The organism is Streptomyces violaceusniger Tu 4113, assembly GCF_000147815.2.
Lineage (GTDB): Bacteria > Actinomycetota > Actinomycetes > Streptomycetales > Streptomycetaceae > Streptomyces > Streptomyces violaceusniger_A.
Genome location: NC_015957.1, coordinates 7905598 through 7930189 on the forward strand (window position 1 = coordinate 7905598; position 24592 = coordinate 7930189).

General features: G+C 70.4%; 25 protein-coding genes. 14 read left to right on the forward strand and 11 right to left on the reverse strand.

Annotation, left to right across the window (positions count from 1 at the left end; all coding sequences use genetic code 11):
• Window positions 1-61: 61 nt before the first annotated feature.
• The 5 genes from STRVI_RS32195 to STRVI_RS32215 form a co-directional block, all read right to left on the reverse strand.
• Window positions 62-394: a hypothetical protein gene (locus tag STRVI_RS32195; protein ID WP_014059749.1), complete on the reverse strand. Its 333-nt coding sequence runs from the start codon at window positions 392-394 to the stop codon at window positions 62-64.
• A 199-nt stretch (window positions 395-593) separates the two neighbouring features.
• The gene (gene fabI, locus STRVI_RS32200; RefSeq protein ID WP_014059750.1) at window positions 594-1364 is read right to left on the reverse strand and encodes an enoyl-ACP reductase FabI; all 771 of its coding nucleotides are present in this window, start codon (window positions 1362-1364) and stop codon (window positions 594-596) included.
• A 5-nt stretch (window positions 1365-1369) separates the two neighbouring features.
• Complete coding sequence (gene fabG, locus STRVI_RS32205; protein ID WP_014059751.1) at window positions 1370-2074, reverse strand: 3-oxoacyl-[acyl-carrier-protein] reductase; 705 nt, start codon at window positions 2072-2074, stop codon at window positions 1370-1372.
• A 270-nt stretch (window positions 2075-2344) separates the two neighbouring features.
• Window positions 2345-3223: an NmrA/HSCARG family protein gene (locus STRVI_RS32210; protein WP_014059752.1), complete on the reverse strand. Its 879-nt coding sequence runs from the start codon at window positions 3221-3223 to the stop codon at window positions 2345-2347.
• Between the two features lie 66 nt (window positions 3224-3289).
• The gene (locus STRVI_RS32215) at window positions 3290-4360 is read right to left on the reverse strand and encodes an alkene reductase (RefSeq protein ID WP_014059753.1); all 1071 of its coding nucleotides are present in this window, start codon (window positions 4358-4360) and stop codon (window positions 3290-3292) included.
• 281 nt (window positions 4361-4641) lie between these two features.
• On the opposite strand from STRVI_RS32215, the gene STRVI_RS32220 reads away from it, so the two are divergent.
• The 5 genes from STRVI_RS32220 (at window position 4642) to tyrS (ending at window position 10375) form a co-directional block, all read left to right on the forward strand.
• Window positions 4642-5175: a MarR family winged helix-turn-helix transcriptional regulator gene (locus STRVI_RS32220; protein ID WP_014059754.1), complete on the forward strand. Its 534-nt coding sequence runs from the start codon at window positions 4642-4644 to the stop codon at window positions 5173-5175.
• A gap of 155 nt (window positions 5176-5330) precedes the next feature.
• Window positions 5331-5741, forward strand: coding sequence for a hypothetical protein (locus tag STRVI_RS53800; protein ID WP_106685761.1), 411 nt, complete (start codon window positions 5331-5333; stop codon window positions 5739-5741).
• Between the two features lie 221 nt (window positions 5742-5962).
• Window positions 5963-7498: a TldD/PmbA family protein gene (locus tag STRVI_RS32225; protein WP_014059756.1), complete on the forward strand. Its 1536-nt coding sequence runs from the start codon at window positions 5963-5965 to the stop codon at window positions 7496-7498.
• Entirely contained in the window at window positions 7495-8889 is a 1395-nt protein-coding gene (locus tag STRVI_RS32230) for a metallopeptidase TldD-related protein (RefSeq protein ID WP_014059757.1), read from the forward strand. The genes STRVI_RS32225 and STRVI_RS32230 overlap by 4 nt, the downstream gene beginning before the upstream one ends.
• Before the next feature lie 67 nt (window positions 8890-8956).
• Window positions 8957-10375, forward strand: a complete 1419-nt coding sequence (gene tyrS, locus STRVI_RS32235) for a tyrosine--tRNA ligase (RefSeq protein ID WP_014059758.1) — start codon at window positions 8957-8959, stop codon at window positions 10373-10375.
• A gap of 157 nt (window positions 10376-10532) precedes the next feature.
• On the opposite strand, the gene STRVI_RS32240 is transcribed toward tyrS, so the two are convergent.
• Window positions 10533-10823, reverse strand: coding sequence for a GlsB/YeaQ/YmgE family stress response membrane protein (locus STRVI_RS32240; RefSeq protein ID WP_014059759.1), 291 nt, complete (start codon window positions 10821-10823; stop codon window positions 10533-10535).
• Between the two features lie 226 nt (window positions 10824-11049).
• Here STRVI_RS32240 and STRVI_RS32245 point away from each other — a divergent pair, with 226 nt between their 5' ends.
• Window positions 11050-11439 (forward strand): DUF3099 domain-containing protein, encoded by a 390-nt coding sequence (locus STRVI_RS32245; RefSeq protein ID WP_014059760.1) that lies wholly within the window; start codon window positions 11050-11052, stop codon window positions 11437-11439.
• Window positions 11440-11632: 193 nt separating this feature from the next.
• On the forward strand, window positions 11633-11869 hold the full coding sequence (locus STRVI_RS32250; RefSeq protein WP_014059761.1) for a hypothetical protein: 237 nt from the start codon (window positions 11633-11635) through the stop codon (window positions 11867-11869).
• A 44-nt stretch (window positions 11870-11913) separates the two neighbouring features.
• On the opposite strand, the gene moaA is transcribed toward STRVI_RS32250, so the two are convergent.
• The 3 genes from moaA to STRVI_RS32265 all read right to left on the reverse strand — a co-directional run bounded on the left by moaA (window position 11914) and on the right by STRVI_RS32265 (window position 14980).
• Window positions 11914-12903 (reverse strand): GTP 3',8-cyclase MoaA, encoded by a 990-nt coding sequence (gene moaA / locus STRVI_RS32255; RefSeq protein WP_014059762.1) that lies wholly within the window; start codon window positions 12901-12903, stop codon window positions 11914-11916.
• Between the two features lie 104 nt (window positions 12904-13007).
• The gene (locus STRVI_RS32260) at window positions 13008-14627 is read right to left on the reverse strand and encodes a solute symporter family protein (RefSeq protein ID WP_014059763.1); all 1620 of its coding nucleotides are present in this window, start codon (window positions 14625-14627) and stop codon (window positions 13008-13010) included.
• Window positions 14624-14980, reverse strand: coding sequence for a DUF485 domain-containing protein (locus tag STRVI_RS32265; protein ID WP_014059764.1), 357 nt, complete (start codon window positions 14978-14980; stop codon window positions 14624-14626). The genes STRVI_RS32260 and STRVI_RS32265 overlap by 4 nt, the downstream gene beginning before the upstream one ends.
• Window positions 14981-15616: 636 nt before the next feature.
• Between STRVI_RS32265 and STRVI_RS32270 the strand changes: the two genes are divergently transcribed.
• Both STRVI_RS32270 and STRVI_RS32275 read left to right on the forward strand, forming a co-directional pair.
• Window positions 15617-17149, forward strand: a complete 1533-nt coding sequence (locus STRVI_RS32270; protein ID WP_014059765.1) for a S8 family peptidase — start codon at window positions 15617-15619, stop codon at window positions 17147-17149.
• A 92-nt stretch (window positions 17150-17241) separates the two neighbouring features.
• Window positions 17242-17763: a hypothetical protein gene (locus STRVI_RS32275; RefSeq protein ID WP_014059766.1), complete on the forward strand. Its 522-nt coding sequence runs from the start codon at window positions 17242-17244 to the stop codon at window positions 17761-17763.
• Between the two features lie 52 nt (window positions 17764-17815).
• Here the strand turns inward: STRVI_RS32275 and STRVI_RS32280 are convergent, their stop codons facing one another.
• Together STRVI_RS32280 and STRVI_RS32285 are read right to left on the reverse strand one after the other, a co-directional pair.
• A complete protein-coding gene (locus tag STRVI_RS32280) occupies window positions 17816-18511 on the reverse strand; it encodes a lysoplasmalogenase (RefSeq protein ID WP_014059767.1) in 696 nt (231 codons plus the stop codon).
• Window positions 18508-19458, reverse strand: a complete 951-nt coding sequence (locus STRVI_RS32285) for a sterol desaturase family protein (protein ID WP_014059768.1) — start codon at window positions 19456-19458, stop codon at window positions 18508-18510. Before STRVI_RS32285 ends, STRVI_RS32280 begins: the two co-directional genes overlap by 4 nt.
• A gap of 120 nt (window positions 19459-19578) precedes the next feature.
• Between STRVI_RS32285 and STRVI_RS32290 the strand changes: the two genes are divergently transcribed.
• The 5 genes from STRVI_RS32290 to STRVI_RS32310 all read left to right on the forward strand — a co-directional run bounded on the left by STRVI_RS32290 (window position 19579) and on the right by STRVI_RS32310 (window position 24592).
• The gene (locus STRVI_RS32290; protein ID WP_150112940.1) at window positions 19579-20490 is read left to right on the forward strand and encodes a hypothetical protein; all 912 of its coding nucleotides are present in this window, start codon (window positions 19579-19581) and stop codon (window positions 20488-20490) included.
• A 101-nt stretch (window positions 20491-20591) separates the two neighbouring features.
• The gene (locus STRVI_RS32295) at window positions 20592-21578 is read left to right on the forward strand and encodes a DEDDh family exonuclease (protein WP_014059770.1); all 987 of its coding nucleotides are present in this window, start codon (window positions 20592-20594) and stop codon (window positions 21576-21578) included.
• A gap of 63 nt (window positions 21579-21641) precedes the next feature.
• A complete protein-coding gene (locus STRVI_RS32300; RefSeq protein WP_043236893.1) occupies window positions 21642-21875 on the forward strand; it encodes a hypothetical protein in 234 nt (77 codons plus the stop codon).
• Between the two features lie 78 nt (window positions 21876-21953).
• Window positions 21954-22763, forward strand: coding sequence for an SURF1 family cytochrome oxidase biogenesis protein (locus STRVI_RS32305; protein WP_014059772.1), 810 nt, complete (start codon window positions 21954-21956; stop codon window positions 22761-22763).
• Window positions 22764-22810: 47 nt separating this feature from the next.
• Complete coding sequence (locus tag STRVI_RS32310; RefSeq protein WP_014059773.1) at window positions 22811-24592, forward strand: glycoside hydrolase family 15 protein; 1782 nt, start codon at window positions 22811-22813, stop codon at window positions 24590-24592.

The window sequence follows — 24592 nt, forward strand, 5'->3', positions numbered from 1 at the left end:
GACGAGCACTGAGCGACCGGCGGCCGACCGAACGCGGGCGGCAGCCTTCGGGCGCGCGGCTTCAGCGCTCAGCGTGGTGGCTCACCCAGGCCTTCCGTATCTCCTTCCAGCAGCGCTCGGCGAGGTCCACGCGCTGGGCCGGGCCGACCTCCACCGGGCGGGCGTCCATGTCCGGGTCCCACCAGCGGGCGCATTCGACATGCAGTTGCACCCGGTCCACGCGGGGGTTGGGGTTGAAGCAACTGGCCGTGGCGTGCGAGCCGCGGACCGAGGTGCTGCAGGCGGCCTGGCGCTTCCGGGGCCGTTCCTGCGCGGCGGAGCTGGAGGCGGCGATGACCAGACCCACCGTGGCGACGAGCAGCAGCGCGGCCGCGACACGGCGGGTCGTAGGCATGCGTGACCTCCTCGGCCGTGCCGCTGGCGCCGGCGCTCGGTGAGTCGGTTCGTCGTATGACTCCACAGTGCGCGTGCCCACCACCCGGACGCGCGTCCTGCTCCCCCGAACGGGTGAACGCGCACGCGGAACGGCCGCCGCCCCGGACCCCCGGTTCACGGGGGCGGGACGGCGGCCGTCGCGCGGAAACGCCGTGGGCTCAGGCACCCATCATGTGCACACCGCCGTCGACATGCACGATCTCGCCCGTGGTGCGCGGGAACCAGTCGGACAGCAGAGCGACGACGCCGCGGCCGGCCGGCTCCGGGTCGGTCAGGTCCCAGCCGATCGGGGCCCGGTGGTTCCACACGTCCGCGAGCTCCTCGAAGCCGGGGATCGACTTCGCGGCCATGGACTTGATCGGCCCGGCGGAGACCAGGTTGCAGCGCACGTTCTTCTCGCCGAGGTCGCGGGCGAGGTAGCGGCTGGTGGACTCCAGCGCGGCCTTGGCCACGCCCATCCAGTCGTACTTCGGCCAGGCGAACTGGGCGTCGAAGGTCAGGCCGACGATCGAGCCGCCGCGCGGCATCAGCGGCAGGCACGCCATGGTGAGCGCCTTGAGGGAGTAGGCCGAGACGTGCACGGCCGTGCCGACGTCCTCCCAGCTTCCCTCGAGGAAGTTGAACGCGCCCTGCGGGCCGAAGGCGATGGAGTGCACCACACCGTCGAGGTCGACACCCTCGCCCAGGTGCTCACGCACCTTGCCGGCCAGGCCGTCGAGCTGCTCCTGGTTCTGCACGTCCAGCTCGATGACCGGGGCCGGCTTGGGCAGCCGCTTGGCGATCCGCTCGACGAGGGAGACCCGGCCGAAGCCGGTGAGGATGACCTCGGCGCCCTCCTCCTGGGCCAGCTTGGCGGCGTGGAAGGCGATGGACGCCTCGGTGATGACGCCTGTGACCAGGATGCGCTTACCAGCGAGAATTCCACTCATGACGTTCAGTGACCCATGCCCAATCCGCCGTCGACAGGGATGACGGCTCCAGTGATGTACGCGGCCTCGTCGGAGGCCAGGAAGCGGACCGAGGCGGCGATCTCCTCGGGCTGCGCGTAACGCGCGAGCGGTACCTGCTTCACGATGTTCTCGCGCTGGTCGTCGTTGAGCGCGCGCGTCATGTCCGTGTCGACGAAACCGGGCGCGACCACATTGACGGTGATGTTGCGCGAGCCCAGCTCACGGGCGAGGGATCGGGCGAAGCCCACCAGGCCCGCCTTGGACGCGGCATAGTTCGCCTGACCGGCCGAACCCATCAGCCCGACGACCGACGAGATCAGCACCACGCGCCCCTTACGGGCCCGCAGCATCCCGCGGTTGGCCCGCTTGACCACGCGGAACGTGCCGGTGAGGTTGGTCTCGAGGACGGTGGCGAAGTCCTCCTCGGACATCCGCATCAGCAGTTGGTCGCGGGTGACCCCGGCGTTGGCCACCAGGACCTCGACCGCGCCGTGCTTCTCCTCGATCTCCTTGTACGCCTGCTCCACCTGCTCCGGCTCGGTGATGTCGCACTTGACCGCGAGCAAGTCGGCCGGCGGCTCGCCGGACCGGTAGGTGATGGCGACCTTGTCGCCAGCATCGGCGAAGGCACGGGCGATGGCGAGGCCGATGCCGCGGTTGCCTCCGGTGACGAGAACCGAGCGGCTCAAGGGACCACCTTCTCTTGTCGATCTCTGTCGACGGCTGTCGATGTCTGTCGGCGTCCGTCGATATGACGTGCCGGGACGAGGCACAGCGCGCGCCGACTCCTACCCCCGCAAACTATCGGTCCAAGGCGCCCGAGGAGGAATCGGGCGCCCACAGGGGCGTGTGTCCCTCCCTGTCGACTTCCTACAGAAACGCCGTGGCCGCGGGCCCTCGGGGCGCGTCACCCCCGGACCGGCCACCCCGGGTCCGCCGGGGTGGCCGGAGCCCTGGGGCTACTGGGCGGCGGGGGCGGTCCATGACCGGCGGGCCCAGGTCTCCAGGGTGGTCAGCTCGGGGTGCTGAGCGCGCAGGGCGGGGATGTCCGCCCGGTAGCCGTGGTCGTTGAACCAGGCGAACATGGCGCCCATCTCGGAGCCGACCTGCCGCAGCCGATCGAGATCCTGCTCCTGGAAGCGGGTGGGGATGCCCGAGACCTTCTCGAACACCTCGGCGATCTGCGGACCCGTGAGCTCCTCGGAGGCCAGCTCGAGCTGGCTGCCGACGTACTCCTCGGGGTTGTCGAAGGCGTCGGCGGCGAACAGGCCGATGTCCTCGGGGGCGATCATCTGCAGCGCCGTCCCGGGCTTCAGGGCCAGGCTGACCACGAGCCCGTCCGCGTCGCGGACGGGGCCCATGAAGGCGAAATTGTTGATGAAGTAGGTCGGGCGCAGCATGGTCGCGGGCAGCCCGAGGCCGACGATGTGCTTCTCGATACGGGCCTTGCTGTCGAAGTGCGGCACTCCGGAGTCGCGCTCGGCGCCGCCGACCGAGCCGTAGACGAGGTGTTCCACCTCGGCCCGTGCCGCGGCCTCGGCGACCGTACGGCCCTGCCGCTCCTCGGCCTCGATCCCGCCGGGACCCATGAAGGTCTGCACGCTGTAGACCCCGTACACACCGCTGAACGCGGCGTCCAGGGAACGCCGGTCGTCGAGGTCGCCCGAGACGACCTCGGCGCCCGCCGCGGCCAGCTCCTGTGCCTTCGCCGAGCGCGGGTCGCGGGTCAGCCCGCGCACCGAGTGGCCCCGGCGGAGCAGCTCGCGGGCGACGGAGCCGCCCTGGTTGCCGGTCGCGCCCAGGACCAGAATGGTCCGCTTGTCGTGGTGGGTGGTCATGTTCTCGCTCCTCTTTCGCGGTTCAGCTGTTCGTATGCGGTCAGGTATGCGGACGGGGATCGCGGCTCAGCCGAGGGCGGGGTAGTCGGTGTAGCCGCGGTGGTCGCCGCCGAAGTAGGTGGCGCGTTCGGGGGTGTTGAACGGGCCGTCGGCGGCGAGGCGGGCCGGAAGGTCGGGGTTGGCCAGGAACATCGCGCCGAAGGCGAGCAGGTCCGCCGTACCGTCCGCCACCAGCGTCAGCTCGCCCGGCCCGGTCGGATCGTCGCCGGTGGACGGGTTGAGGACGAGGGTGCCGGGCCACTCCTTGCGCAGCCGTACGGTCAGCTCGCGTACGCCCGGGGCCTCCATCTGGTGCAGATAGGCCAGGCCCAGCGGGGCCAGCCGGGCCACCAGAGCGCCGTAGGTCTCCTGGAGGTCGTCCTCGGCGATGTCGTTGACGGGGTTCCCGGGCGAGATGCGGAAGCCGACCTTCTCGCCGCCGATGGCCCCGGCCACCGCGGCCGCCACCTCGGCGCCGAAGCGGATGCGGCCGTCGACCGAGCCGCCCCAGGCGTCGGTGCGCCGGTTGGCGTTGGGGGCGAGGAACTGGTGGACCAGGTAGCCGTTCGCCCCGTGGATCTCCACACCGTCGAACCCGGCCGCGATCGCGTTGCGCGCGGCGGCAGCGAAGTCGTCGATGGTCTGCGCGATCTCGGTCTCGGTCAGCGCCTTGGGGGTGACGAAGTCCTTGGGGCCGTCGTGGGTGAACACCTTCCCCTGCGGCGTCACGGCCGAGGGGCCGACCGGCACCAGGCCGTCCGGCAGCAGGCTGGGGTGGCCGATCCGGCCGGCGTGCATGAGCTGCGCGAAGATCACCCCGCCCGCGCGGTGCACGGCGTCGGTCACCTTCCGCCAGGCCGCGATCTGCTCGGCGGAGTGCAGGCCCGGGGTGTCGGGGTAGCCCTGCCCGATCACCGAGGGCTGGATCCCCTCGGTGACGATCAGCCCGGCGCTCGCCCGCTGTGCGTAGTAGGTCGCGGTCAGATCGGTCGGGCTCGTGCCCGGGCCGTAGCCGCGGCTGCGGGTCATCGGGGACATCACGATGCGGTTGGCCAGCCGGGTGCCGCCCAGGTCGTACGAGTCGAATGCCGTCGTCATGATCACTTTCCTAGTTCGACGTGGAGGCCGCCGCGAGGTGCGGTCGCACCGCTGTCCTGGTGCCCATCACACCATTGACTGTCCGAACAAGTAAATCGCGATGACGCATTCCCGATCGATCGTGAGCCACATCACTTCCGAGCGATCCTGCCAGGCAGCAGACGGTGCGTACGGTACGACCAGAGCGCGCATCACAGCGCTCGACCCATTCCTGCCCGAGCAGCAATACATCGAGCGAGACAGTAGGATCAAGGTGACCAAGCAGGAAGGGCGAGTAAGAGATGACGCAGTCCACGCCGGAGGACGGGAACAGCGCCGTGGGGATGGGGCAGGAGGTCACCGTCCCGATGCCGGGCGCCGCCAGAGGCGGGCCGGTCAGCCATGCGATCTTTCGCCTGGCCCGCCTGCACCGCATGCTCGCGGGACAGTTGCTGCGCCGCATCGGCCTGCACCCGGGCCAGGAGCTGGTGATGATGCACCTGTGGGAACTCGGCCCCCAGCGCCAGGCCGACCTGGTGCGGCTGATGGACTCCGACGCCGCCACCATGACCCGCACCGTCCGGCGCCTGGAACAGGCCGGCTTCGTCCGCCGTCGGCCCTCCCCCACCGACAAGCGCGCCTCGCTCATCGAACCCACAGCGGCCAGCCACGCGCTGCGCCGTGAGGTGGAGCGGGTCTGGAGTCAGCTCGAGGAGATCTCGACGGCGGGCCTCTCGGACGACGAAAGCGCCGCGGCCCTGCGCACCCTGGAGCACCTGGAGCAGAACCTCGTACGTGCCACCGCCGAACACGCGGGCGCGGAAACGGAGGACTAGCACTCAGCGGACGGAAGCCATCGACGTCCCGGAACGCATCGGGTCGGCGGCTGCGAGGAGCGGCGCATCGATTACGGAAGGTGTCGGTCACCCGTGCGAAGATGACCCCCATGTTTGGGGGAGGGGACGGTAGGCCGCCTGGCCAGGGCGGCAAAATGACGCTGGCAGACCTCGTCCGCCAGGAGACCGCCGCGCGGATGACGGAGCGCGAGAAGTGGGCGGCGCTGCGGACGGCGCGGCTGTACTTCCAGCGCCCGGAGCACCCGGAATACGTCGCTTTCGTCACAGGCTGTGATGCCGGTAACGATTGGGGGCTTCTTGTCGGATTTCCAGAATGGCTCGCCCTGAAGGCGAGAACTGAGGCGAACGTTGCCTGGCCCTCACTGGTGTTGCAGGTAGCTGACCTATCCAAGGCAGGCGACTTCCCTGCCGACGCAGAATCTGACTCGACAGCAGTCAGTGCACTCTTTTCTCTACTCGATGAGTTCCTGTCTGAACGCACCGGAGCGAGGGGCGCATCGAGGATCATTTCCCTCTATGCCAGCCGCCGACAGGCGGGGACGTGATGAGTTCGAACATTCCCGCGTAGAGGCGGGCCTGCGCCACTGTCGTGTCTGGCCGGATCGTGCACGCTGCCGAACCTGACCCGCACGGCGCGGCAGCGGACCGAGGACGGCCGCCCCGAAGCCCGGCGGTCCAGCGGCAATTACCGCGCCCGATGTCGCAGCAACATGGTTCACTGCCGACGGACAACACCATCGACAGAACCGACGAAGGGGAGTCGCCCGTGGCGCACGAGATTGATCCGTCCTTCCTCGCGCTGCCGCTGAGGGCGCTCGCCGACGCGGCGCTCGCACGCGCTCGCGCGCTCGGGGCTGAGCATGCCGACTTCCGGTTCGAGCGGGTGCGCAGTGCCGCCTGGCGGTTGCGGGATGCCAGGCCGTCCGGGGCCTCGGACACCACCGACCTGGGGTATGCGGTGCGGGTGGTGCACGGTGGGGCGTGGGGGTTCGCTTCGGGGGTGGACCTCAGCATGGACGCCGCCGCCCGCGTGGCCTCGCAGGCGGTGGCGATGGCGAAGCTGTCGGCCAAGGTGATCGAGGCCGCCGGGTCCGATGAGCGGGTGGAGCTCGCGCCGGAGCCGGTGCATGCCGACAAGACCTGGGTTTCCTCGTATGAGGTCAACCCGTTCGAGGTGCCGGACGCCGACAAGACCGGGCTGCTCGCCGAGTGGAGCGAGCGGCTGCTGCGCGCCGAGGGGGTCGCACACGCGGACGCGTCGCTCCTCACCATCCACGAGAACAAGTTCTACGCGGACACCGCGGGCACCGCGACCACCCAGCAGCGCATCCGGCTCCATCCGCAGCTCACCGCCGTCGCGGTGGACCCGGCGAGCGGGGAGTTCGACTCGATGCGCACGCTGGCCCCGCCGGTCGGGCGCGGTTGGGAGTATCTGACCGGCGGGCCCGGGGCGGGCGGCTGGGACTGGGACGCGGAGTTGGCGGAGATCCCGGAGCTGCTGGCCGAGAAGATGCGTGCGCCATCCGTCGAGGCCGGGTCGTACGACCTGGTGGTGGACCCGTCCAATCTGTGGCTGACCATCCACGAGTCGATCGGCCACGCCACCGAGCTGGACCGTGCGCTCGGCTACGAGGCGGCGTACGCGGGCACCTCCTTCGCCACCTTCGATCAGCTCGGGTCGCTGAAGTACGGCTCCCAGGTCATGAACGTGACCGGGGACCGGACGGCCGAGCACGGGCTGGCCACCATCGGGTACGACGACGAGGGGGTGGCGGCGCAGTCCTGGGATCTGGTGAAGGACGGCACGCTCGTCGGGTATCAGCTGGACCGCCGGATCGCGCGGCTGACCGGTTTCGAGCGGTCCAATGGCTGCGCGTTCGCCGACTCGCCGGGCCATGTGCCGGTGCAGCGGATGGCGAACGTATCGCTGCGGCCCGCCCCCGGCGGCCCCTCGACGGAGGAGCTGATCGGGGACGTCGAGAACGGTCTGTATCTGGTCGGCGACCGCTCCTGGTCGATCGATATGCAGCGGTACAACTTCCAGTTCACGGCGCAAAGGGCGTTCCGCATCAGGAACGGCGCTCTCGCCGGGCAGGTGCGCGACTTCGCCTACCAGGCCACCACCACCGACTTCTGGGGTTCGATGACGGCCGTCGGCGGGCCGCAGACGTATGTCCTGGGCGGCGCCTTCAACTGCGGCAAGGCCCAGCCCGGGCAGATCGCGGCCGTCTCGCACGGCTGCCCGTCGGCGCTGTTCCGCGGCGTCAACATCCTCAACACCACCCAGGAGGCCGGACGATGAGCGTGAAGCCGCATGAAATCGTCGAGCGCGCCCTGGAGCTGTCCCGTGCGGATGGCTGTGTGGTGATCGCGAACGAGAGCTCGACGGCCAATCTGCGCTGGGCGGGCAACGCCCTGACGACCAACGGCGTCACCCGCGGCCGCACCCTGACCGTCGTGGCCACCGTGAACGGCGGGCAGGGCACCGCCTCGGGTGTGGTGTCCCGCTCCGCGGTCACCGCCGACGAGCTGGAGCCGCTGGTCCGGGCCGCGGAGGCGGCCGCGCGGGAGGCGGAGCCGGCCGAGGACGCGCAGCCGCTGGTGGAGCGGGATGCGGTTTCGGCGGTCTCCCCCGGTTTCACCGACTCCCCCGCCGTGACGTCCTCCGAGGTGTTCGCCGACTTCGCCCCCGCCCTCGGCGAGTCCTTCGCCCGGGCCCGCGCGGGCGGCCGGGAACTGTACGGATTCGCCCACCATGGGCTGGTCTCCAGCTATCTGGGCAGCTCCACCGGGCTGCGGCTGCGCCACGACCAGCCGACCGGCACGCTCGAAATCAACGCCAAATCCCCGGACCGGACGCGTTCGGCCTGGGCCGGGCGGGCCACCCGCGACTTCACCGATGTGGACCCGGCCGCGATCGACGCCGAGCTCGCCCGGCGGCTCGCCTGGGCCGAGCGGAGGATCGAGCTGCCGGCCGGCCGCTACGAGACGCTGCTGCCCCCGAGCGCCGTGGCCGATCTGCTGATCGACCAGCTCTGGTCCTCCTCGGCGCGGGACGCGGCGGAGGGCCGTACGGTCTTCAGCAAGCCGGGCGGTGGCACCCGGGTCGGCGAGAAGCTGTCGGAGCTGCCCCTCACGCTGCGCAGCGACCCGGCCGAGCCAGGGCTCGAGGCGGCGCCGTTCGTGATCGCGCACTCGTCCGGGGACGACGCGTCGGTCTTCGACAACGGTCTGCCGCTGTCCGCCACCGACTGGATCCGCGACGGCGTACTCCAGCATCTGATCACCACCCGGCACACGGCCGGACTCACCGGGCTGCCGTTGGCTCCCCCCGTCGACAACCTGATCGCGGACGCGGGCGGCACCCGCTCGCTGGACGAGATGGTCGCCTCGACCGAGCGGGGGCTACTGCTGACCTGCCTGTGGTACATCCGCGAGGTCGACCCGGCGACGCTGCTGCTGACCGGGCTGACCAGGGACGGCGTCTATCTCGTGGAGAACGGCGAGGTGGTCGGCGAGGTGAACAATTTCCGGTTCAATGAATCGCCGGTGGATCTGCTCGCCCGCGCCACCGAGGCGGGCCGCACCGAGCGGACGCTGGCGCGGGAGTGGGGCGACTACTTCAACCGCGCCGCGGTGCCCGCGCTGCGCATCCCGGACTTCAATATGAGCTCGGTCAGCAAGGGGGTGTGAACGAGCCGAATAGACTGGTCCACGCCCGATCTGATCCGTATCCGTTTCGTCTATCCCCAGGAACGCCATGACACGCCTCGGCGAATCCGTCGCCCGCGCCACCGAGCTCCTCTCGCAGGACCTCTCCTCCGACAAGACCGTCGAGCAGTTGCTCGAGGAGACGGGCTCGCGGCGCTATATCGATCTGACGGACCTGTCGCCGACGGAGCAGGCCGAGCTGATCGCGTCCCGTACGGTCGAGATCCTGCCCGGCGTGGCGGAGCTGGCCAAGCGGATCGAGGAGCGCCGCGGCGCGGGCCAGGGCCTGGGCATCAAGCTGGGCATCGACCCGACGGCCGCCGATGTGCATCTGGGCCATGTGGTGCCGATGATCATCCTCAGCCGCTTCCAGCGCATGGGGCATGACGTCACCCTGCTGATCGGCGACTTCACGGCCAAGATCGGCGACCCGTCGGGCCGTACGGCGGAGCGCCCGCCGCTGACCGACGAGGACATCGCCCGGAACCTCGCGGGCTACCAGGACCAGGTCCGGCCCTTCTTCGACTTCGAGAAGGTCAGCTTCCGGCAGAACAGCGAGTGGCTGGCGCCGTACACCTTCCCCGAGCTGCTGGGGCTGCTCTCCCAGGTGCCGGTCTCCCAGCTACTGCAGCGCGAGGACTTCCGCAACCGGCTGGCCGCCGGCTCGGGGCTCACCATGTCCGAGCTGCTCTACCCGATCGCGCAGGCCCTCGACTCGGTGGCGCTGGAGTGCGATGTGGAGCTGGGCGGCGCGGATCAGCTCCTCAATCTGCAGATGGGCCGCAAGCTGATGGAGCTGCGCGGGCAGCGGCCGCAGCTCGTGGTCACGATGCCGCTGATCGAGGGCACGGACGGCACCGGCGCCAAGATGTCCAAGTCCAAGGGCAACTACGTCGCGCTGTCCGCGACCGCCGACGATGTCTTCGGCAAGATCATGTCGATTCCGGACCGGCTGATGAAGCCGTACCTGGAGGCATGGACCGAGTGGACGGACGCGGAGATCGCCGCCGCGACCGCCCGGGTGGAGGACCGGTCGCTGCACCCGATGGATCTGAAGAAGGTCCTGGCGGGTGAGGTCGTGGCGGCGTTGTACGGCATCGAGAAGGCGATGGCGGCCCGTGCGGGCTTCGTCGCCCAGTTCTCCAAGAAGAGCTTCACCGACGTCGAGACGCTGCCGGTGGTCGACGCCGGGGAGCACGGCGCCGAGTCCATCGCGACCGTGCTGAGCAAGGTGCTGGAGTTCCAGCCCAGCGCCTCGGCCGCCCGCCGGGTCGCCAAGCAGAACGGTCTGCGGCTGGTGATCGAGACCGAGGGCGGCCAGGAGTCGGTGGTGCTGCCCGAGGCCCAGGCGGTGCGCCCGCTGGCCGAGGTGGTCGCGGAAACGCTGGCGTCCACCGGGGTGACGGCGGGCTCCGGCACGGTCTACCTCAAGGCCGGGCGGAAGATCGCCCAGGTGCGCGGGGTGTAACCCGCCCACCTCACCGCTGGACGAAAGCGGCGGCCGGTGCGCGTCCACCACGCGCGCCGGCCGCCGCCGTCGTGTCGGCACCCGGGCGCGGTGCCCCCGCGCGGCGCGCCGCGTTCCCGGGGGTTCCGTTCAGGTCCGCTCAGGTCCGTTCGTTTGTTCAGGTCCGTTCAGCACCGTGTCTGCGTCCGCCGCCACGGATGGAGTGCCACAGCGGGGTGCCCAGGGCCACGATCACCACCGCAAACGCCAACTGGAGCAGATGCCGGATCCAGTCGAAGCCCCCGGTGGTCCTGACCCCGATCCAGCCGGCCACCGCGTTGCCCAGCATGCCGCCGAGGATGCCGTAGATGCAGGTCAGCCAGAGCGGAATGGCCTGTTTGCCGGGCAGAATCGCCCTGGCGATCACACCCAGGATCAAACCCACGACGATCGCCCATAGCCAGTTCATGTCGCCTCCCTGACACGCGGCGAAGGGATGCACGGGAGATGCACATCCCCTCCAGTGTTCGGCGACTTCGGGTACGGCGCACGCCGGAGGGCCGGTACGCCTTCTGGCGCACCCCGGACAGCACCCGTCAGGGCGCCCCGGTCTCGAACCGACAGCAGACGCGGCGTAACGTTGAGTACGTTCCAGAGCGGGGGAAGCCCGCTCGGCGATCAGGTGGTGGAACGTGATGCGGAAGCATGGCGATGCAGAGGTCTTCCGGATCACCGGAGCCCGGCAGGGGCTGGCCGACGACGTCCGCGGCCGGCAGCGCCGCTATGTGATCTCGATGTCGGTGCGGACCCTCGCGGTCGTGCTGGCGGCAGTGTTGTGGAACGTGGAGCGCCATGTGGCCATAGTGGCCCTGGTGCTGGGTGTGGTGCTGCCCTACATCTCGGTGGTGATCGCCAACGCGGGCCGGGAGAACGCCACTTCGCTGCCCACCACCTTCATTCCGACCCCGCCCCGTCCGATGCTGATCGCCGGGCGCGGCGAGGAGCCGACCGATTCCCGGGGGGCGGAATCCGTCCCGGAGGACGTCGGACATATCAGCGAGCCTGGACGGGGCGAGCGGGGCTGACCTGCCGCGTTTCGGCAAGCTCAAGAAAACCTCAGATCAATAGTGCGGGACCGGTGCACCCGGCCCCATCCCGCGTGACATACTGCGTACGCGCTCCGCATCCCCCGTCGGAGCGACGGACCGACGCCGGGCGGCTCCCCCCGTGGCTGCCCGGCGTCGCCATGTCCGCCGGGCCTTCCGTAGAGTCTGCGGTGTGAACACCCGCGAGACCTCCGCCGAGACCGACACCGTGATCTGCTCCGCCAAGGGCTGCCGTGCCCCGGCCGTATGGGTGCTGGCCTGGAACAATCCCAAGATTCACACCCCGGAGCGGCGCAAGACCTGGCTGGCCTGCGAGGAGCACCGCGAGTATCTCTCGGAGTTCCTCGGGATGCGGGGCTTCCTCAAGGACGTGGTGACGCTGGCGGAGTGGTCGGCCACCGACCACTGACCGCGGCCACTCCCCCCGCCCCTGATCACCGATCCCGCGAACCGTCATCCGCCGATCGCCGACATCGGGCGGTCGGGCTGGAGGAACGACGGGTCGTCGAGCCCGGATCCGGCCTTCTTGCCCCACATCGCCAACCGCCACAGCCGGGCGATCTCCTCGTCCGCGGCGCCGGAGCGCAGCGCCCCGCGCAGATCGGACTCCTCGCGCGCGAACAGACAGGTGCGCACCTGTCCGTCGGCGGTCAGCCGGGTGCGGTCGCAGGCGCGGCAGAAGGGCCGGGTGACCGAGGCGATGACGCCGACCCGGGCCGGGCCGCCGTCGACCAGCCAGCGCTCGGCGGGCGCGGAGCCGCGCTCGTCCTCGCCCTCGGTGGTGAGGGTGAAGCGGGTGCGCAGACTCGTCAGGATGTCCCCGGCGGTGATCATGCCGTCGCGCTTCCAGCCGTGCTGGGCGTCGAGCGGCATCTGCTCGATGAAGCGGAGCTCATAGTCGTTCTCCAGGGCCCAGGCGAGCAGATCGGGCGCCTCGTCGTCGTTGAGCCCGGGCATCAGCACGGTGTTGACCTTCACCGGGGTCAGCCCGGCGGTGCGCGCCGCGTCAAGGCCGCGCAGCACATCGTCATGGCGCTTGCGCCGGGTCAGGGCCTGAAAGACCTCCGGGCGCAGGGTGTCGAGCGAGACATTGACCCGGTCCAGGCCCGCGTCGCGCAGGGCCTGGGCGGTGCGCTGCAGCCCGATGCCGTTGGTGGTGAGCGACATCTGGGGGCGCGGGGTGAGGGCCGCGCAGCGCTCCACGATGCCGACCAGACCGGGGCGCAGCAGTGGCTCACCGCCGGTGAAGCGCACCTCGGTGACACCGAGCTCGGTGACGGCGATCCCGATCAGCCGGACTATCTCGTCGTCGGTGAGCAGGTCCGGTTTGGCGAGCCACTGCAAGCCCTCTTCCGGCATGCAATAGGTGCAGCGCAGATTACAGCGGTCGGTCAGGGAGACCCGCAGGTCGGTGGCTACGCGACCGTAGGTGTCGATCAGCATGGTGCGGCCCCTCCACGGTTGACATCGCGTGCACTGTGCTCAATTGTCTCGCAGCGTACGCGACGGGTGTGACAGGGAGGGGCCGCGCGGGTGGTCGGGGCGGATCAGTGGGCGCCGTGGCCGGTGAGCGAGCGGACCTCCAGCTCGGCGTACTTGTCCTTGTCCGGCTGCTCCTTGGAGACGAGGGTGCCCAGCCAGCCGAGCAGGAAGCCCAGCGGGATGGAGATCAGGCCGGGGTTCTCCAGCGGGAACCAGTGGAAGTCCACGTCCGGGAACATCGAGGTCTCCTTGCCCGAGACGACGGGCGAGAAGAGCACCAGGAAGACCGAGGAGATCAGTCCGCCGTAGATGGACCACAGCGCGCCCTGGGTCGTGAAGCGCTTCCAGAACAGGCTGTAGAGAATGGTCGGGAGGTTGGCGGAGGCGGCGACCGCGAAGGCGAGTGCCACGAGTCCGGCGACGTTGAGATCTCGTGCGAACACCCCGAGGACGACGGCGACGGTGCCGATGCCGACGGTGGCCCAGCGCGCCGCCGAGATCTCCTCCTTCTGCGTCGCCTGGCCCTTACGGATGACATTGGCGTACAGGTCGTGGGCGAAGGAGGACGAGGAGGCGAGGGTGAGTCCGGCGACTACGGCGAGGATCGTCGCGAACGCCACCGCGGAGATCACCGCGAGCAGGATGGCGCCGCCCGTGGAGTCCGCTCCGCCGCCGATCTCCTCGGCGAGCAGCGGGGCCGCGGTGTTGCCGGATTTGTTGGAGGCGATGATGGCGTCGTGGTCGAGCAGGGCGGCGGCGCCGAAGCCCAGCGCGATGGTCATCAGGTAGAAGACGCCGATGATGCCGATGGCCCAGTTGACCGACTTACGGGCGGCCTGTGCGGTGGGCACGGTGTAGAAGCGGATCAGGATGTGCGGCAGTCCCGCGGTGCCCAGGACCAGGGCGATGCCGAGGGAGATGAAGTCGAGCTTGGTGGTGGCGTTGAGCCCGTACTTCAGCCCCGGCTCCAGGAACGACTCTCCGATGCCGCTGTTCTTGGCCGCCTCGCCCAGCAGGTCGGAGATGTTGAAGTTGAACTTCAGCAGCACCAGGAAGGTGATCAGCAGGGTGCCCGCGATCAGCAGCACGGCCTTGACCATCTGCACCCAGGTGGTGCCCTTCATGCCGCCGATGGTGACGTAGAGCATCATCACGACGCCCACGAGGACGACGATGAGGATCTTCCCGGCCTCGCTGGTGATGCCCAGCAGCAGGGAGACCAGCACACCGGCGCCCGCCATCTGCGCCAGCAGATAGAAGATCGAGACGACGATGGTGGAGATGCCCGCGGCGGTGCGCACCGGGCGCTGGCGCATCCGGTAGGCGAGGACGTCGCCCATCGTGTAGCGCCCGGAGTTGCGCAGCGGCTCGGCGACCAGCAGCAGGGCGACCAGCCAGGCGACGAGGAACCCGATCGAGTACAGGAAGCCGTCGTAGCCGGAGAGCGCGATGGCGCCGGCGATGCCGAGGAAGGACGCGGCGGACATGTAGTCGCCGGAGATGGCGAGGCCGTTCTGGAAGCCGGTGAACTGGCGGCCGCCGGCGTAGAAGTCGTTGGCGTCCTTGGTCTGCCGGCCCGCCCAGATGGTGATGCCGAGGGTCGCCAGGACGAAGACCGTGAAGAGCGTGATGATCAACGGCCGGTTGTCCGAGGCGCTCTCGGCCGCGAGCAGATGGAAGCTCATGAACGCTCCTCCATACGGGACTTGATCGCCTCGGCGCGGGGGTCGAGCTTGGCTGCGGCGTGCCGGGAGTACCACCAGGCGATGAGGAAGGTCGTCAGGAACTGGGCGAGCCCGAACACCAGGGCCACGTTGACATGGCCGACGACCTTGGCGCCCATGAAGTCGCCCGCGTAGTTGGACAGCAGTACGTAGAGCAGGTACCAGCTGACGAACGCGATGGTGAGCGGGAAGGCGAACGAGCGGTGGGTACCGCGCAGTTCGCCGAACTCCGCGCTCGCTTGCACCTCGGCGTAGGAAGAACGGTCTCGTTGCCGCTGATCGTCGGGACGATCATTGGCCGGGGCGGTATCCACGGTCTCTCCTGGTGAGTGGGTCCGACGGGGACGAATACGGCGGCGGAGGTGATCCAGATCACGCATGGTAGGGCGACGCCGACCCGCTACGACAGGGGCCGGTTGATTGAAAGACGGATACAACTTCGGAGGAAGGATCGACTCCGGGTACTGTGGCGGGTTTTCTTCCGGAATGCATTGATGTCCGACCTTGATCAGCGATAGCTTCCTTCGTCATGTACCCGCCCAGACGCCGACGGCGTCGGGGCGGCCCGTACGGATGAAGTGGAGACCCCATGGCTCATCTGAGATCGGCTCCTCCAAGACCCGGACGGCGGGCTTTTGACGGTCCGTCGGCTTCGCACCACCCCATCGCCACTCCCCGCCGTCTCTGCCCCGGTCTCGCGGCGTCCCGGGGCATCGAGGCGGCGGGCGGGATCCGCGCCCCGAGGGCGCGCACATTCGCTTGTGCGGATGACCCCGGCCGTACTGCGGCCGTTGACGCGGCCCGCTGGGCCGCCGCCCGCGCCCGGGGGCTCCACGTCCCCCGAGTGGCGCGCTGAGCGCGCGTCCGCGCCCCCGGTCCGGAACGCTGTCCATCCAGCCCGGTCCGTCCGCCCAGAGCCTCCTCACCCACTCGAGAGAACCGGAGTACCCATGACGCCGCGCCGCACCTCCCTGCCGCTGCGCACCGCCGCGATACCCGCCGCCATGGCGCTCACCACCGCGCTGGCCTTCCTGCCCACCACCGCCACCGCTCTCGGACGGGACGGCCACGCCGCCGCGGCCACCGCGGCCGACGGTCCGTCCCTGAGCTATGTCGTCAACACCCGCCCGGGGCAGGACCCGTCCCGGATCCGCAAGGCCATCGCCCAGGCCGGCGGCACGGTCGTGGTGTCGTACGACCGGATCGGCGTCATCGTCGTCCACTCCGCCAACCCGGACTTCGCCAAGAGCGTCCGTAAGGTCCGCGGCGTCGCCTCCGCCGGTAACACCCGCACCGCCCCGCTGCCGGCCCAGTCCACCGACGACATCGACACGCCGAAGCTGCTGAGCGAGAAGGAGCGGCAGGCGGTGGCGGCGAAGGCCAAGGCCGGGCAGGACCCGCTGGAGCCGCTGCAGTGGGATCTGCCGGCCATCAAGGCGGACAAGGCGCATGAGAAGAGCCTGGGCAGCCGGAATGTCACCGTCGGGGTCATCGACACCGGTGTGGACGACACCCACCCCGACCTGGCGCCGAACTTCGACCGTAAGGCGTCCGTCAACTGTGTGACCGGCAAGCCGGACACCGCCGACGGCGCCTGGCGGCCGACCGCGCAGGAGTCCCCGCACGGCACCCATGTCGCGGGGGAGATCGCCGCCGCGAAGAACGGCATCGGCGTCACCGGTGTGGCCCCGGGCGTCAAGGTCTCCGGCATCAAGGTGTCCACCACGGCCGGGTTCTTCTACACCGAGGCGGTCGTCTGCGGCTTCATCTGGGCCGCCGAGCACGGCGTGGACGTCACCAACAACAGCTATTACACCGACCCGTGGTACTTCAACTGCACCACCGACCCGGACCAGAAGGCCCTGGTCGAGGCGGTGCGCCGGGCTTCGTCGTACGCGGAGCGCAAGGGCGTGGTCAATGTGGCCGCGGCGGGCAACGAGAACTACGACCTGACCTCGGACACCATCACCGACCCCTCCAGCCCCAACGACACCACCCCCGGTGACCGGGAGGTGGACCCGAGCGTCTGCCTGGACATCCCGACCCAACTGCCGGGTGTCGTGACGGTCGCCTCGACCGGCGCCAAGAACCTCAAGTCCTCGTTCTCCAACTACGGCCTCGGGATCATCGACATCGCGGCCCCCGGCGGCGACAGCACCATCTACCAGAAGCCGGAGCCCCCGGCGACCAGCGGCCTGATCTACAACACGCTGCCGGGCGGGCAGTACGGCTACATGGCGGGCACCTCGATGGCCTCGCCGCATGTCGCCGGTGTCGCGGCGCTCGTCAAGAGCACCCATCCGCACGCCTCCCCCTGGCAGGTGAAGGCGCTGCTCAAGGCCGAGGCCGATGACCTCGCCTGCCCGACGCCGTACGACATCGACGGCGACGGCACGGTCGACGCGGTGTGCGAGGGCGGTAAGCGCTACAACGGCTTCTACGGCGCCGGGCTCGCGGACGCCCTGGACGCCGTCGAGAAGTGACCGGCTGACACAATGCACGGGCCGCCGGGGTGGATCAGCCGCCCGGCGGCCCGTATGCGTCCCCCATGCAGCGGCGAGAGGATCCCGTTCCCGTGCACCACGACGCTCCCTGGGGACCGCTGCCCCCGCGGTCGGCCTTCTGGCTGCTGATCCGGTTCGTGCTGACCGTGCTGCTGCTGCCGCTGTGGTGGGCGCTGATAGCGGTGATCTTCCTCGGCTTCATCGCCTTCGGGATCGTGGCCGAGATCCTTACGGTCATCCCCGGGTTCGAGAAGGGGTTCCTCGGCCTGATCGACAAGTTCGGGGACAGCGTGGCGGTGTGGCCCGCCTGGTGCGTGACGTTCCCGGAGCTGCGGCACGAGGGCGACGCGGCCTTCTACCGGGCCCGGGTCGACAACCGCATCGCCGCCTGGACCAGCAAGGAGCTGGCCGCCCAGAAGGCGAAGAAGGCCCCGCCGCCGGGCCCGCACGACGTCGCCGTGCGCGAGTACCGCGGTGTGGGCGCGGGCTATGTCATCGAGGCGGCGCGGGCCCGGGGCTGGGAGCTGAGCCATGACCGCCCCTCGGACCCGCTGCGGGTGGTCCGGCTGAGGCGGCTGCCGGTCACGGCCTGACGAGCGCCGGTTGTGGCCCAACGGGCGCCCGTTCCCGCCTGACGAGCGCCTCTCACGGCCCGACGAGCGCCGGTTGTGGCCCGGGGCGCGGGCCCGCGCCGCGCATCGCTCCCGCCATCAGCAGCCACTGGGCGGCGATATACGTGGCCATGATCCAGAACTGCGGCACCGGCGGCCGTGGCCAGTCGGCGAGCCCGGCCGCGATCAGCGTGTCGGAGAGCATGAACAGCGCCCCGCCGAGCCCGGTCCACGGGCCCGCCCCGAGCGCGGCCAGCGCCATGACCGTCAGCAGCAGGCTGTAGCCCGCGACGGGAAGCCGCAGATGCGAGGCGAGGCCGGACCACAGCAGCGCCACCGTGCCCAGCCACGCGGCCCCGTACCCGGCGGCCGCCCAGGGCGCCGTACGAGGCCACCCGGCGCGGGCGAACAGGGCGCCCCGTCCGGCACGGGTGAACAGCGCCAGATAGCAGAGGTGCCCGGCCGCGAAGCACCCCATTCCGGCCAGGAACGCGGTCTCACCGCCGATCTGCAGCAGCACATCGCCGCCACAGCCGCACACCAGCGCGGCGGGGAGCGGCCACGGCCCGCCGCGCACCAGGGCCCAGACGGCGAGGACGGGCATCAGGGCGGGCTTGGTGAGATGGACGACGGTGGTGGCGTCCATGAGCAGCGCGCCCAGGTGAACGGCGGTCAGCAGCGCGAAGAGGGCGGGCAGGGCCCTCGTCGCGCGCCCGGCGGCGGCCGTCACCGCACGCTCTCACCGACCGGCTCCCGCGGCCCGGCCTCCGGAGGCGGCCCGGCCTCCGGAGCAGGCCCGGCCTCCGTAGCCGACCCGGGCTCCGGCGCCGACCCGCCCTCCGGGACCGGCCCGGGCTGCCAGCCCGGCCCCCTGAAGGCCCGGCCCGCCCGCTCCCGCCAGCCCCGCGCCGCCGCGATGTCGCGGGCGATGGCCGCGTACTCGTGCGTGGCCACGCGCAGCGGGTTGTAGGTGTCGATGTTCTTCGTCAGGCCGTAGACGGGCCGCTCGATCTCGGGGACGAACGACCCGAAGAGCCGGTCCCAGACGATGAGGATGCCCCCGAAGTTGCGGTCCAGATAGCCGCCTTGGGAGGCGTGGTGGACGCGGTGGTGCGAGGGGGTGTTGAAGAGGAACTCGATGGGGCGCGGCAGGGTGCCGATCCGCTCGGTGTGGATCCAGAACTGGTAGACGAGGTTCACCGACGAGCAGAACGCCACCGCCGCGGGGTGCACCCCGAGCGCGATCATCGGCACGTAGAACGGCCACACGGTCCAGGTGGTCCAGGGCTGCCGCAGGGCGGTGGTGAAGTTGAAGTTGCGGCTGGAGTGGTGCACCACATGGCACGCCCACAGGATGCGGATGACATGGTGCCCGCGGTGCGACCAGTAGTAGAAGAAGTCCTGGGCGAGCAGCATCAGCGGCAGCGTCCACCACAGCACCGGGACGCGCAGTGGGGTGAGTTCGTAGATGGCGGCGTAGATCGCCACAATCGGGATCTTCCACACAAGGTCGAAGACGAGGCTGCCGAGCCCCATGGTGACGCTGGTCGCGGCGTCCTTCGCCGCATAGCCCTCGGCATCGTCGTCGGGATGGAAGCGGTAGCTCACCATCTCCACGACGGTGAGCAGGACAAAGGCCGGTATCGACCACAACACGGCATTGGGCAGGTGCGGCATGTCCGCAACATAGAACCGCCCGTAAGGCCGCCGCTAGGGGTAGTTACCAACAAGTATGGTAGATGAGTTGTCAACAACAGGGGTCGCCCAGGGGCGCATGGCCGATTAAGCTCCCCGCCTGTGCGCAGCGCCAGAGAACGGTTCCGGACCGGCGGCATAGCCCTTGCCTGCTTGCTGTCGGCGCTCACCACGGGGTGTTCCTCCGGGTCGGGCGACGATGACTCCTCCTCACCTCTGATGGCCGCGGTGGGGCACATCTCGGTCGCGGGCGCGACGGGGGCCCAGGTCTCCTATCTCGACGCCGGCCGGGTGCGCTCCCTGGAGAAGGGCGACTCCCAGCGGTTCCGGACGGTCGGCCAGGCGGGCAGCCCCCTGCTGAGCGGCTACCGCTTCAACGCCCATGCCTACGGCCTCGATCCGGCCATGATCGACACGGATGTGACCAATGGCTACGCCGGGCACTGGGACGGCTCCTTCGACGCGGACGGCATCACCGCCAAGCTCAAGGCGGGCGGATTCGCCCGGAGCATCTGGCATGGCGAGACCATCTGGAAGAAGGAGGGCATAACCCTCCAGGTCGCCCAGGACGGGCTCTCCTTCGGCTTCGCCGGTAAGGACCTCTCCTCGGTGCGCCCGGCCAAGGGCAAGTCCCTGGCGGACGACCCGGATTACCAGGCCCTGGACCGCTGCCTGGGCGATGCCTACCGGGTCGACTTCGGCGGGAAGAACGCCGAGGACGCCAAGAACACCGTGCGCCTGTCGGCCACCGGACAGCTCGCGAAGTCCGCGAAGGAGACATCCGGGGTCATCTGCGCCCTCACCGACGGCAAACGGACCGCCGAGCGCGCCGCCGACCGGCTGAAGTCCGTCATCGAGCAGCGGGCCCCGCGCTTCGACGGCGCCAAGGTGACCGTTCTCACCGGGGATTCGCCCGGGGTGAAGGTCACGGTGCCCGACCGCCCGGGGGACAAGCGCGCCGGCCGCATCCTCACCAGCGACATCGATCTGCAACTGGCCCTGTCCAAGCTCTGACCCACCGCCCGGCCCCGACGCCCCATCAACCCCGGGGCGCCGCCTGTCCCGACCGGCCCGCCGGTCAGGCTTGTCGGCGGCGGCCCGTATCCTCATTGACCATGCTCGAAGACCCCACGACAGCCGCACCGCACCCCGCACCGCCGTCCTCCTGGCCGGCCACCTATCCGCAGGGTTACGCGGTCGTCGACGTGGAGACCACCGGCCTCGCCCGCGACGACCGGATCGTCTCCGCGGCGGTCTATCAGCTCGACGCCCGGGGCGCGGTGCAGGACCACTGGTACACGCTGGTCAATCCGCAGCGCGATCCGGGCCCGGTGTGGATCCACGGCCTCACCGAGGAGGTGCTCGAGGGCGCCCCGCGCTTCCCCGAGATCGCCGGGGAGCTCGCCGAGCGCCTGGCCGACCGCGTCCTGGTCGCGCACAACGCCGCCTTCGACTGGTCGATGCTCGCCCGGGAGTACGCCCGCTCCAAGAGCGCCGCGCCGGTGCGTCAGCGGCTGTGCACCATCGCCCTCTCCAAGGAGCTGGGCCTGCCGCTGCCCAACCACAAGCTGGAGACTCTCGCCGCGCACTACGGAGTGGTCCAGCGGCGCGCCCACCACGCCCTGGACGACGCGCGGGTGCTCGCCGAGACCTTCCGGCCCAGCCTCCACCGGGCCGCCGAGACCGGGCTGCGCCTGCCGCTGCTGGCCTGCCAGCCGCTCACCGAGTGGTCCGACGGCCCGACGATCGGCCGCCAGCGCTCGTACCGGCAGACCTGGCGGCCCAGCCGCAAGCGCCCCGCCTGCCCCTACCCCAACCCCGGGCGGTACGAGCCGGGCGGGCAGCTCGTCCAGGGCATGCGGGTGGCGTTCTCCGGGGATACCTCCGTCGACCGCGAGCTGCTGGAGGACCGGGCGATCGAGGCCGGGCTGCACGTGGCCACCAGCGTCTCCCGGCTCACCAGCGTGCTGGTCACCAACGACCCCGACTCGCCCACGTCCAAGACCGCCAAGGCCCGCTCCTTCGGCACGCCCGTCATCGACGAGGCGGCCTTCATGCAGCTCCTCCAGGACGTCACCCCAGCGCCGCCGACAAACAGGTGAAGTCGGCGCGACGCGCCCGGCCGCCGCTCGCCCGCCACCGCGCGGGCCCGCACGCTGAGGCGCATGGCACGTTGTGAGGTATGCGGAAACGATTACCGGATGACATTCGAGGTGCACGCGCAGGGCAATGTGCACGTCTTCGACTGTTTCCAGTGCGCCATCCACCGCATGGCGCCCATCTGCGAACACTGCCGCGCCCAGATCATCGGGCAGGGCGTGGAGGCGGACGGCCAGTTCTTCTGCTGTGCGCACTGCGCTCGGGCGGAAGGGAAGGTGGGCATCGTCGACCATGTGTGAACCCGGCCACCTGCGTGGATTGTCCCTGGGCCGCCCCCAGCGGCCGAGGGACAATCCACGCCGAGTAGGGTCAAGGACGTGTACCGCTTCCTGTTGACCCGGCAGTGGGTGATCCTCACACTTATCGCCCTGGCACTGATCCCGACGATGATCAGGCTGGGTTTCTGGCAGCTCCACCGCCATGAGCACCGGGTCGCGCAGAACCAGCTCATCGGGGACAGCCTCGCCGCCCCTGCCGTGGCCGTCGACAAGCTCACCTCCCCCGGCCGTACGGTCGCCCGCGACGACACCTGGCGCACGGTGACCGCCACCGGCACCTATGACACCGCCCATGAGGTCGTCGCCCGCCAGCGCACCGGCTCCGACGAGCAGTCCATCGGCTACTTCGTCCTCACCCCGCTGCTGCTCCCGGACGACCGCGCGGTCCTGGTCAACCGGGGCTGGATCCCGGCCGGTGCGGACCTCACCGCGTTCCCCAAGGTCCCCGCCGCCCCCTCCGGCAAGGTCACCGTCACCGGTCGGCTGAAGGCCGACGAGACCACCGGCAACAGCGGCATCAAGGACAAGCAGGGGCTGCCGCCCCGCCAGGTCTCGCTGATCAACAGCGAGCAGCAGGCAAAGGCGCTGTCCCGGCCCGTCCTCGGCGGCTATATCGAGCTCACCTCGTCCTCCCCCAAGGGCGACAAGCAGCCCCAGCCGGTCCCCGCGCCCAACCACAGCGACATCGGCCCGCACATGGCGTACGCCGTCCAGTGGTGGCTGTTCTCCGCCGGTGTGCCCATCGGCTGGGTCGTCCTGGCCCGCCGCGAGCGGCGGGACCGCGCCGCCGAGGCCGTGAAGGCGGCGGCCACCCCGGAGAAGGTCCCCGCCGCGGCCACGGCGGACTGAGCGCCGTCCGGGCCTAGGATCCGCCTTCCGGGGGAAGGCGCCCGGACATGGTCCAGCACATCGACGACTACGCCCTCATCGGCGACCACCAGACGGCGGCCCTGATCAGCCGCCATGGCTCGATCGACTGGCTGTGCCTGCCCCGCTTCGACTCAGCGGCCTGCTTCGCCGCGCTCCTCGGCGGCCGTGACAACGGCCACTGGCGGCTCGCCCCCAAGGGCGCGGGCGCCTGCACCCGCCGCGGCTACCTCGACGACTCCCTCGTCCTGGAGTCGGTCTGGGAGACGGAGACCGGCACGGTCAAGGTCATCGACTTCATGCCGCAGCGCGATCGCGCCCCCGACGTCGTCCGCATCGTCGAGGGCGTCTCCGGCAGCGTCGAGATGCTCGGTGTCCTCCGGCTGCGCTTCGACTACGGCCGGATCGTCCCCTGGATGCGCCGCACCGACGGCCACCGGATCGCGATCGCCGGACCGGACTCCGTATGGCTGCGCTCGGAGCCCGAGGTCCACACCTACGGCAAGGACTTCAGCACCCGCTCCGAGTTCACCGTCTCGACCGGGGACCGGGTGGCCTTCGTGCTCACCTGGCACCCCTCCCATGAGCCCCGTCCCCGGCTCGTCGACCCGTACGACTCCCTCCGCTCCAGCCTCGCGGACTGGCGCGGCTGGGCCGCCCGCTGCCGCTACGAGGGCCCGTACCGGGACGCCGTCATCCGCTCCCTGATCACCCTCAAGGCGCTCACCTACGCCCCGAGCGGCGGCATCGTCGCGGCCCCCACCACCTCGCTGCCCGAACGGCTCGGCGGGGTCCGCAACTGGGACTACCGCTACTGCTGGCTGCGCGACTCCACCCTCACCCTGAACGCCCTGCTCCGCGCGGGCTACCACGAGGAGGCCGCCGCCTGGCGCGACTGGCTGCTGCGCGCGATCGCCGGTGACCCGGCCGAGCTGCAGATCATGTACGGCCTCGGGGGCGAGCGCCGGCTCCCTGAGCATGAGCTGCCCTGGCTGGAGGGGTACGAGCACTCCGCCCCGGTCCGGGTCGGCAACGGCGCGGTCGACCAGCGCCAGCTCGACGTCTACGGCGAGGTGCTCGACACCCTCCACCTCGCCCGCGCCTCCGGACTGCCCGCCGAACCGCACGCCTGGAACATCCAGACCGCGCTCATGGACTTCCTGGAGTCCGCCTGGCGCGACCCCGACGAGGGGCTGTGGGAGGTCCGCGGACCCCGCCGCCACTTCGTCCACTCCAAGGTCATGGCCTGGGTGGCCGCCGACCGCGCCGTCCGCGCCATGGCGGCCGCCCCCGAGCTGAGCGGCGACGCGAACCGCTGGCGCGCCATGCGCGACGCCGTCCACCGCGAGGTCTGCGAAAAGGGCTACGACCCCGAGCGGTCCACCTTCACCCAGTCCTACGGCTCCCCCGAGCTGGACGCCGCGACCCTGCTCATCCCCCGCGTCGGCTTCCTCCCCGCCACCGACCCCCGCGTCATCGGCACCATCGACGCCGTCCGCCGCGAGCTCAGCGAGGACGGCCTGATCCGCCGCTACACCGCCGCCGACGGTATGGACGGCCTCCCCGGCTCCGAGGGCGCCTTCCTCGCCTGCTCCTTCTGGCTCGCCGACGCCCACCACCTGGCCGGCCGCCGCAAGGACGCCCGCGCGCTCTTCGAACGCCTCCTCGCGCTCCGCAACGACGTCGGGCTGCTCGCCGAGGAGTACGATCCGGCGACCGGCCGACAGCTCGGCAACTTCCCCCAGGCGTTCAGCCACATCGGCCTCGTGGGGACCGCCCTCACCCTCGCGGAGCGGCCCAGGGCAGACTGA

Bases quoted from the DNA above. Each gene is read 5' to 3' on its own strand.
- STRVI_RS32310 (WP_014059773.1), top strand. From the start codon at position 22,811: ATGGTCCAGCACATCGACGACTACGCCCTCATCGGCGACCACCAGACG.
- STRVI_RS32300 (WP_043236893.1), top strand. From the start codon at position 21,642: ATGGCACGTTGTGAGGTATGCGGAAACGATTACCGGATGACATTCGAG.
- STRVI_RS32230 (WP_014059757.1), top strand. From the start codon at position 7,495: ATGAGCGTGAAGCCGCATGAAATCGTCGAGCGCGCCCTGGAGCTGTCC.
- STRVI_RS32215 (WP_014059753.1), bottom strand. From the start codon at position 4,360: ATGACGACGGCATTCGACTCGTACGACCTGGGCGGCACCCGGCTGGCC.
- STRVI_RS32270 (WP_014059765.1), top strand. From the start codon at position 15,617: ATGACGCCGCGCCGCACCTCCCTGCCGCTGCGCACCGCCGCGATACCC.
- STRVI_RS32240 (WP_014059759.1), bottom strand. From the start codon at position 10,823: ATGAACTGGCTATGGGCGATCGTCGTGGGTTTGATCCTGGGTGTGATC.
- STRVI_RS32260 (WP_014059763.1), bottom strand. From the start codon at position 14,627: ATGAGCTTCCATCTGCTCGCGGCCGAGAGCGCCTCGGACAACCGGCCG.
- tyrS (WP_014059758.1), top strand. From the start codon at position 8,957: ATGACACGCCTCGGCGAATCCGTCGCCCGCGCCACCGAGCTCCTCTCG.
- STRVI_RS32285 (WP_014059768.1), bottom strand. From the start codon at position 19,458: ATGCCGCACCTGCCCAATGCCGTGTTGTGGTCGATACCGGCCTTTGTC.
- STRVI_RS32220 (WP_014059754.1), top strand. From the start codon at position 4,642: ATGACGCAGTCCACGCCGGAGGACGGGAACAGCGCCGTGGGGATGGGG.
- STRVI_RS32195 (WP_014059749.1), bottom strand. From the start codon at position 394: ATGCCTACGACCCGCCGTGTCGCGGCCGCGCTGCTGCTCGTCGCCACG.
- STRVI_RS32245 (WP_014059760.1), top strand. From the start codon at position 11,050: ATGCGGAAGCATGGCGATGCAGAGGTCTTCCGGATCACCGGAGCCCGG.
- STRVI_RS32210 (WP_014059752.1), bottom strand. From the start codon at position 3,223: ATGACCACCCACCACGACAAGCGGACCATTCTGGTCCTGGGCGCGACC.
- fabI (WP_014059750.1), bottom strand. From the start codon at position 1,364: ATGAGTGGAATTCTCGCTGGTAAGCGCATCCTGGTCACAGGCGTCATC.
- STRVI_RS32295 (WP_014059770.1), top strand. From the start codon at position 20,592: ATGCTCGAAGACCCCACGACAGCCGCACCGCACCCCGCACCGCCGTCC.
- STRVI_RS53800 (WP_106685761.1), top strand. From the start codon at position 5,331: ATGACGCTGGCAGACCTCGTCCGCCAGGAGACCGCCGCGCGGATGACG.
- moaA (WP_014059762.1), bottom strand. From the start codon at position 12,903: ATGCTGATCGACACCTACGGTCGCGTAGCCACCGACCTGCGGGTCTCC.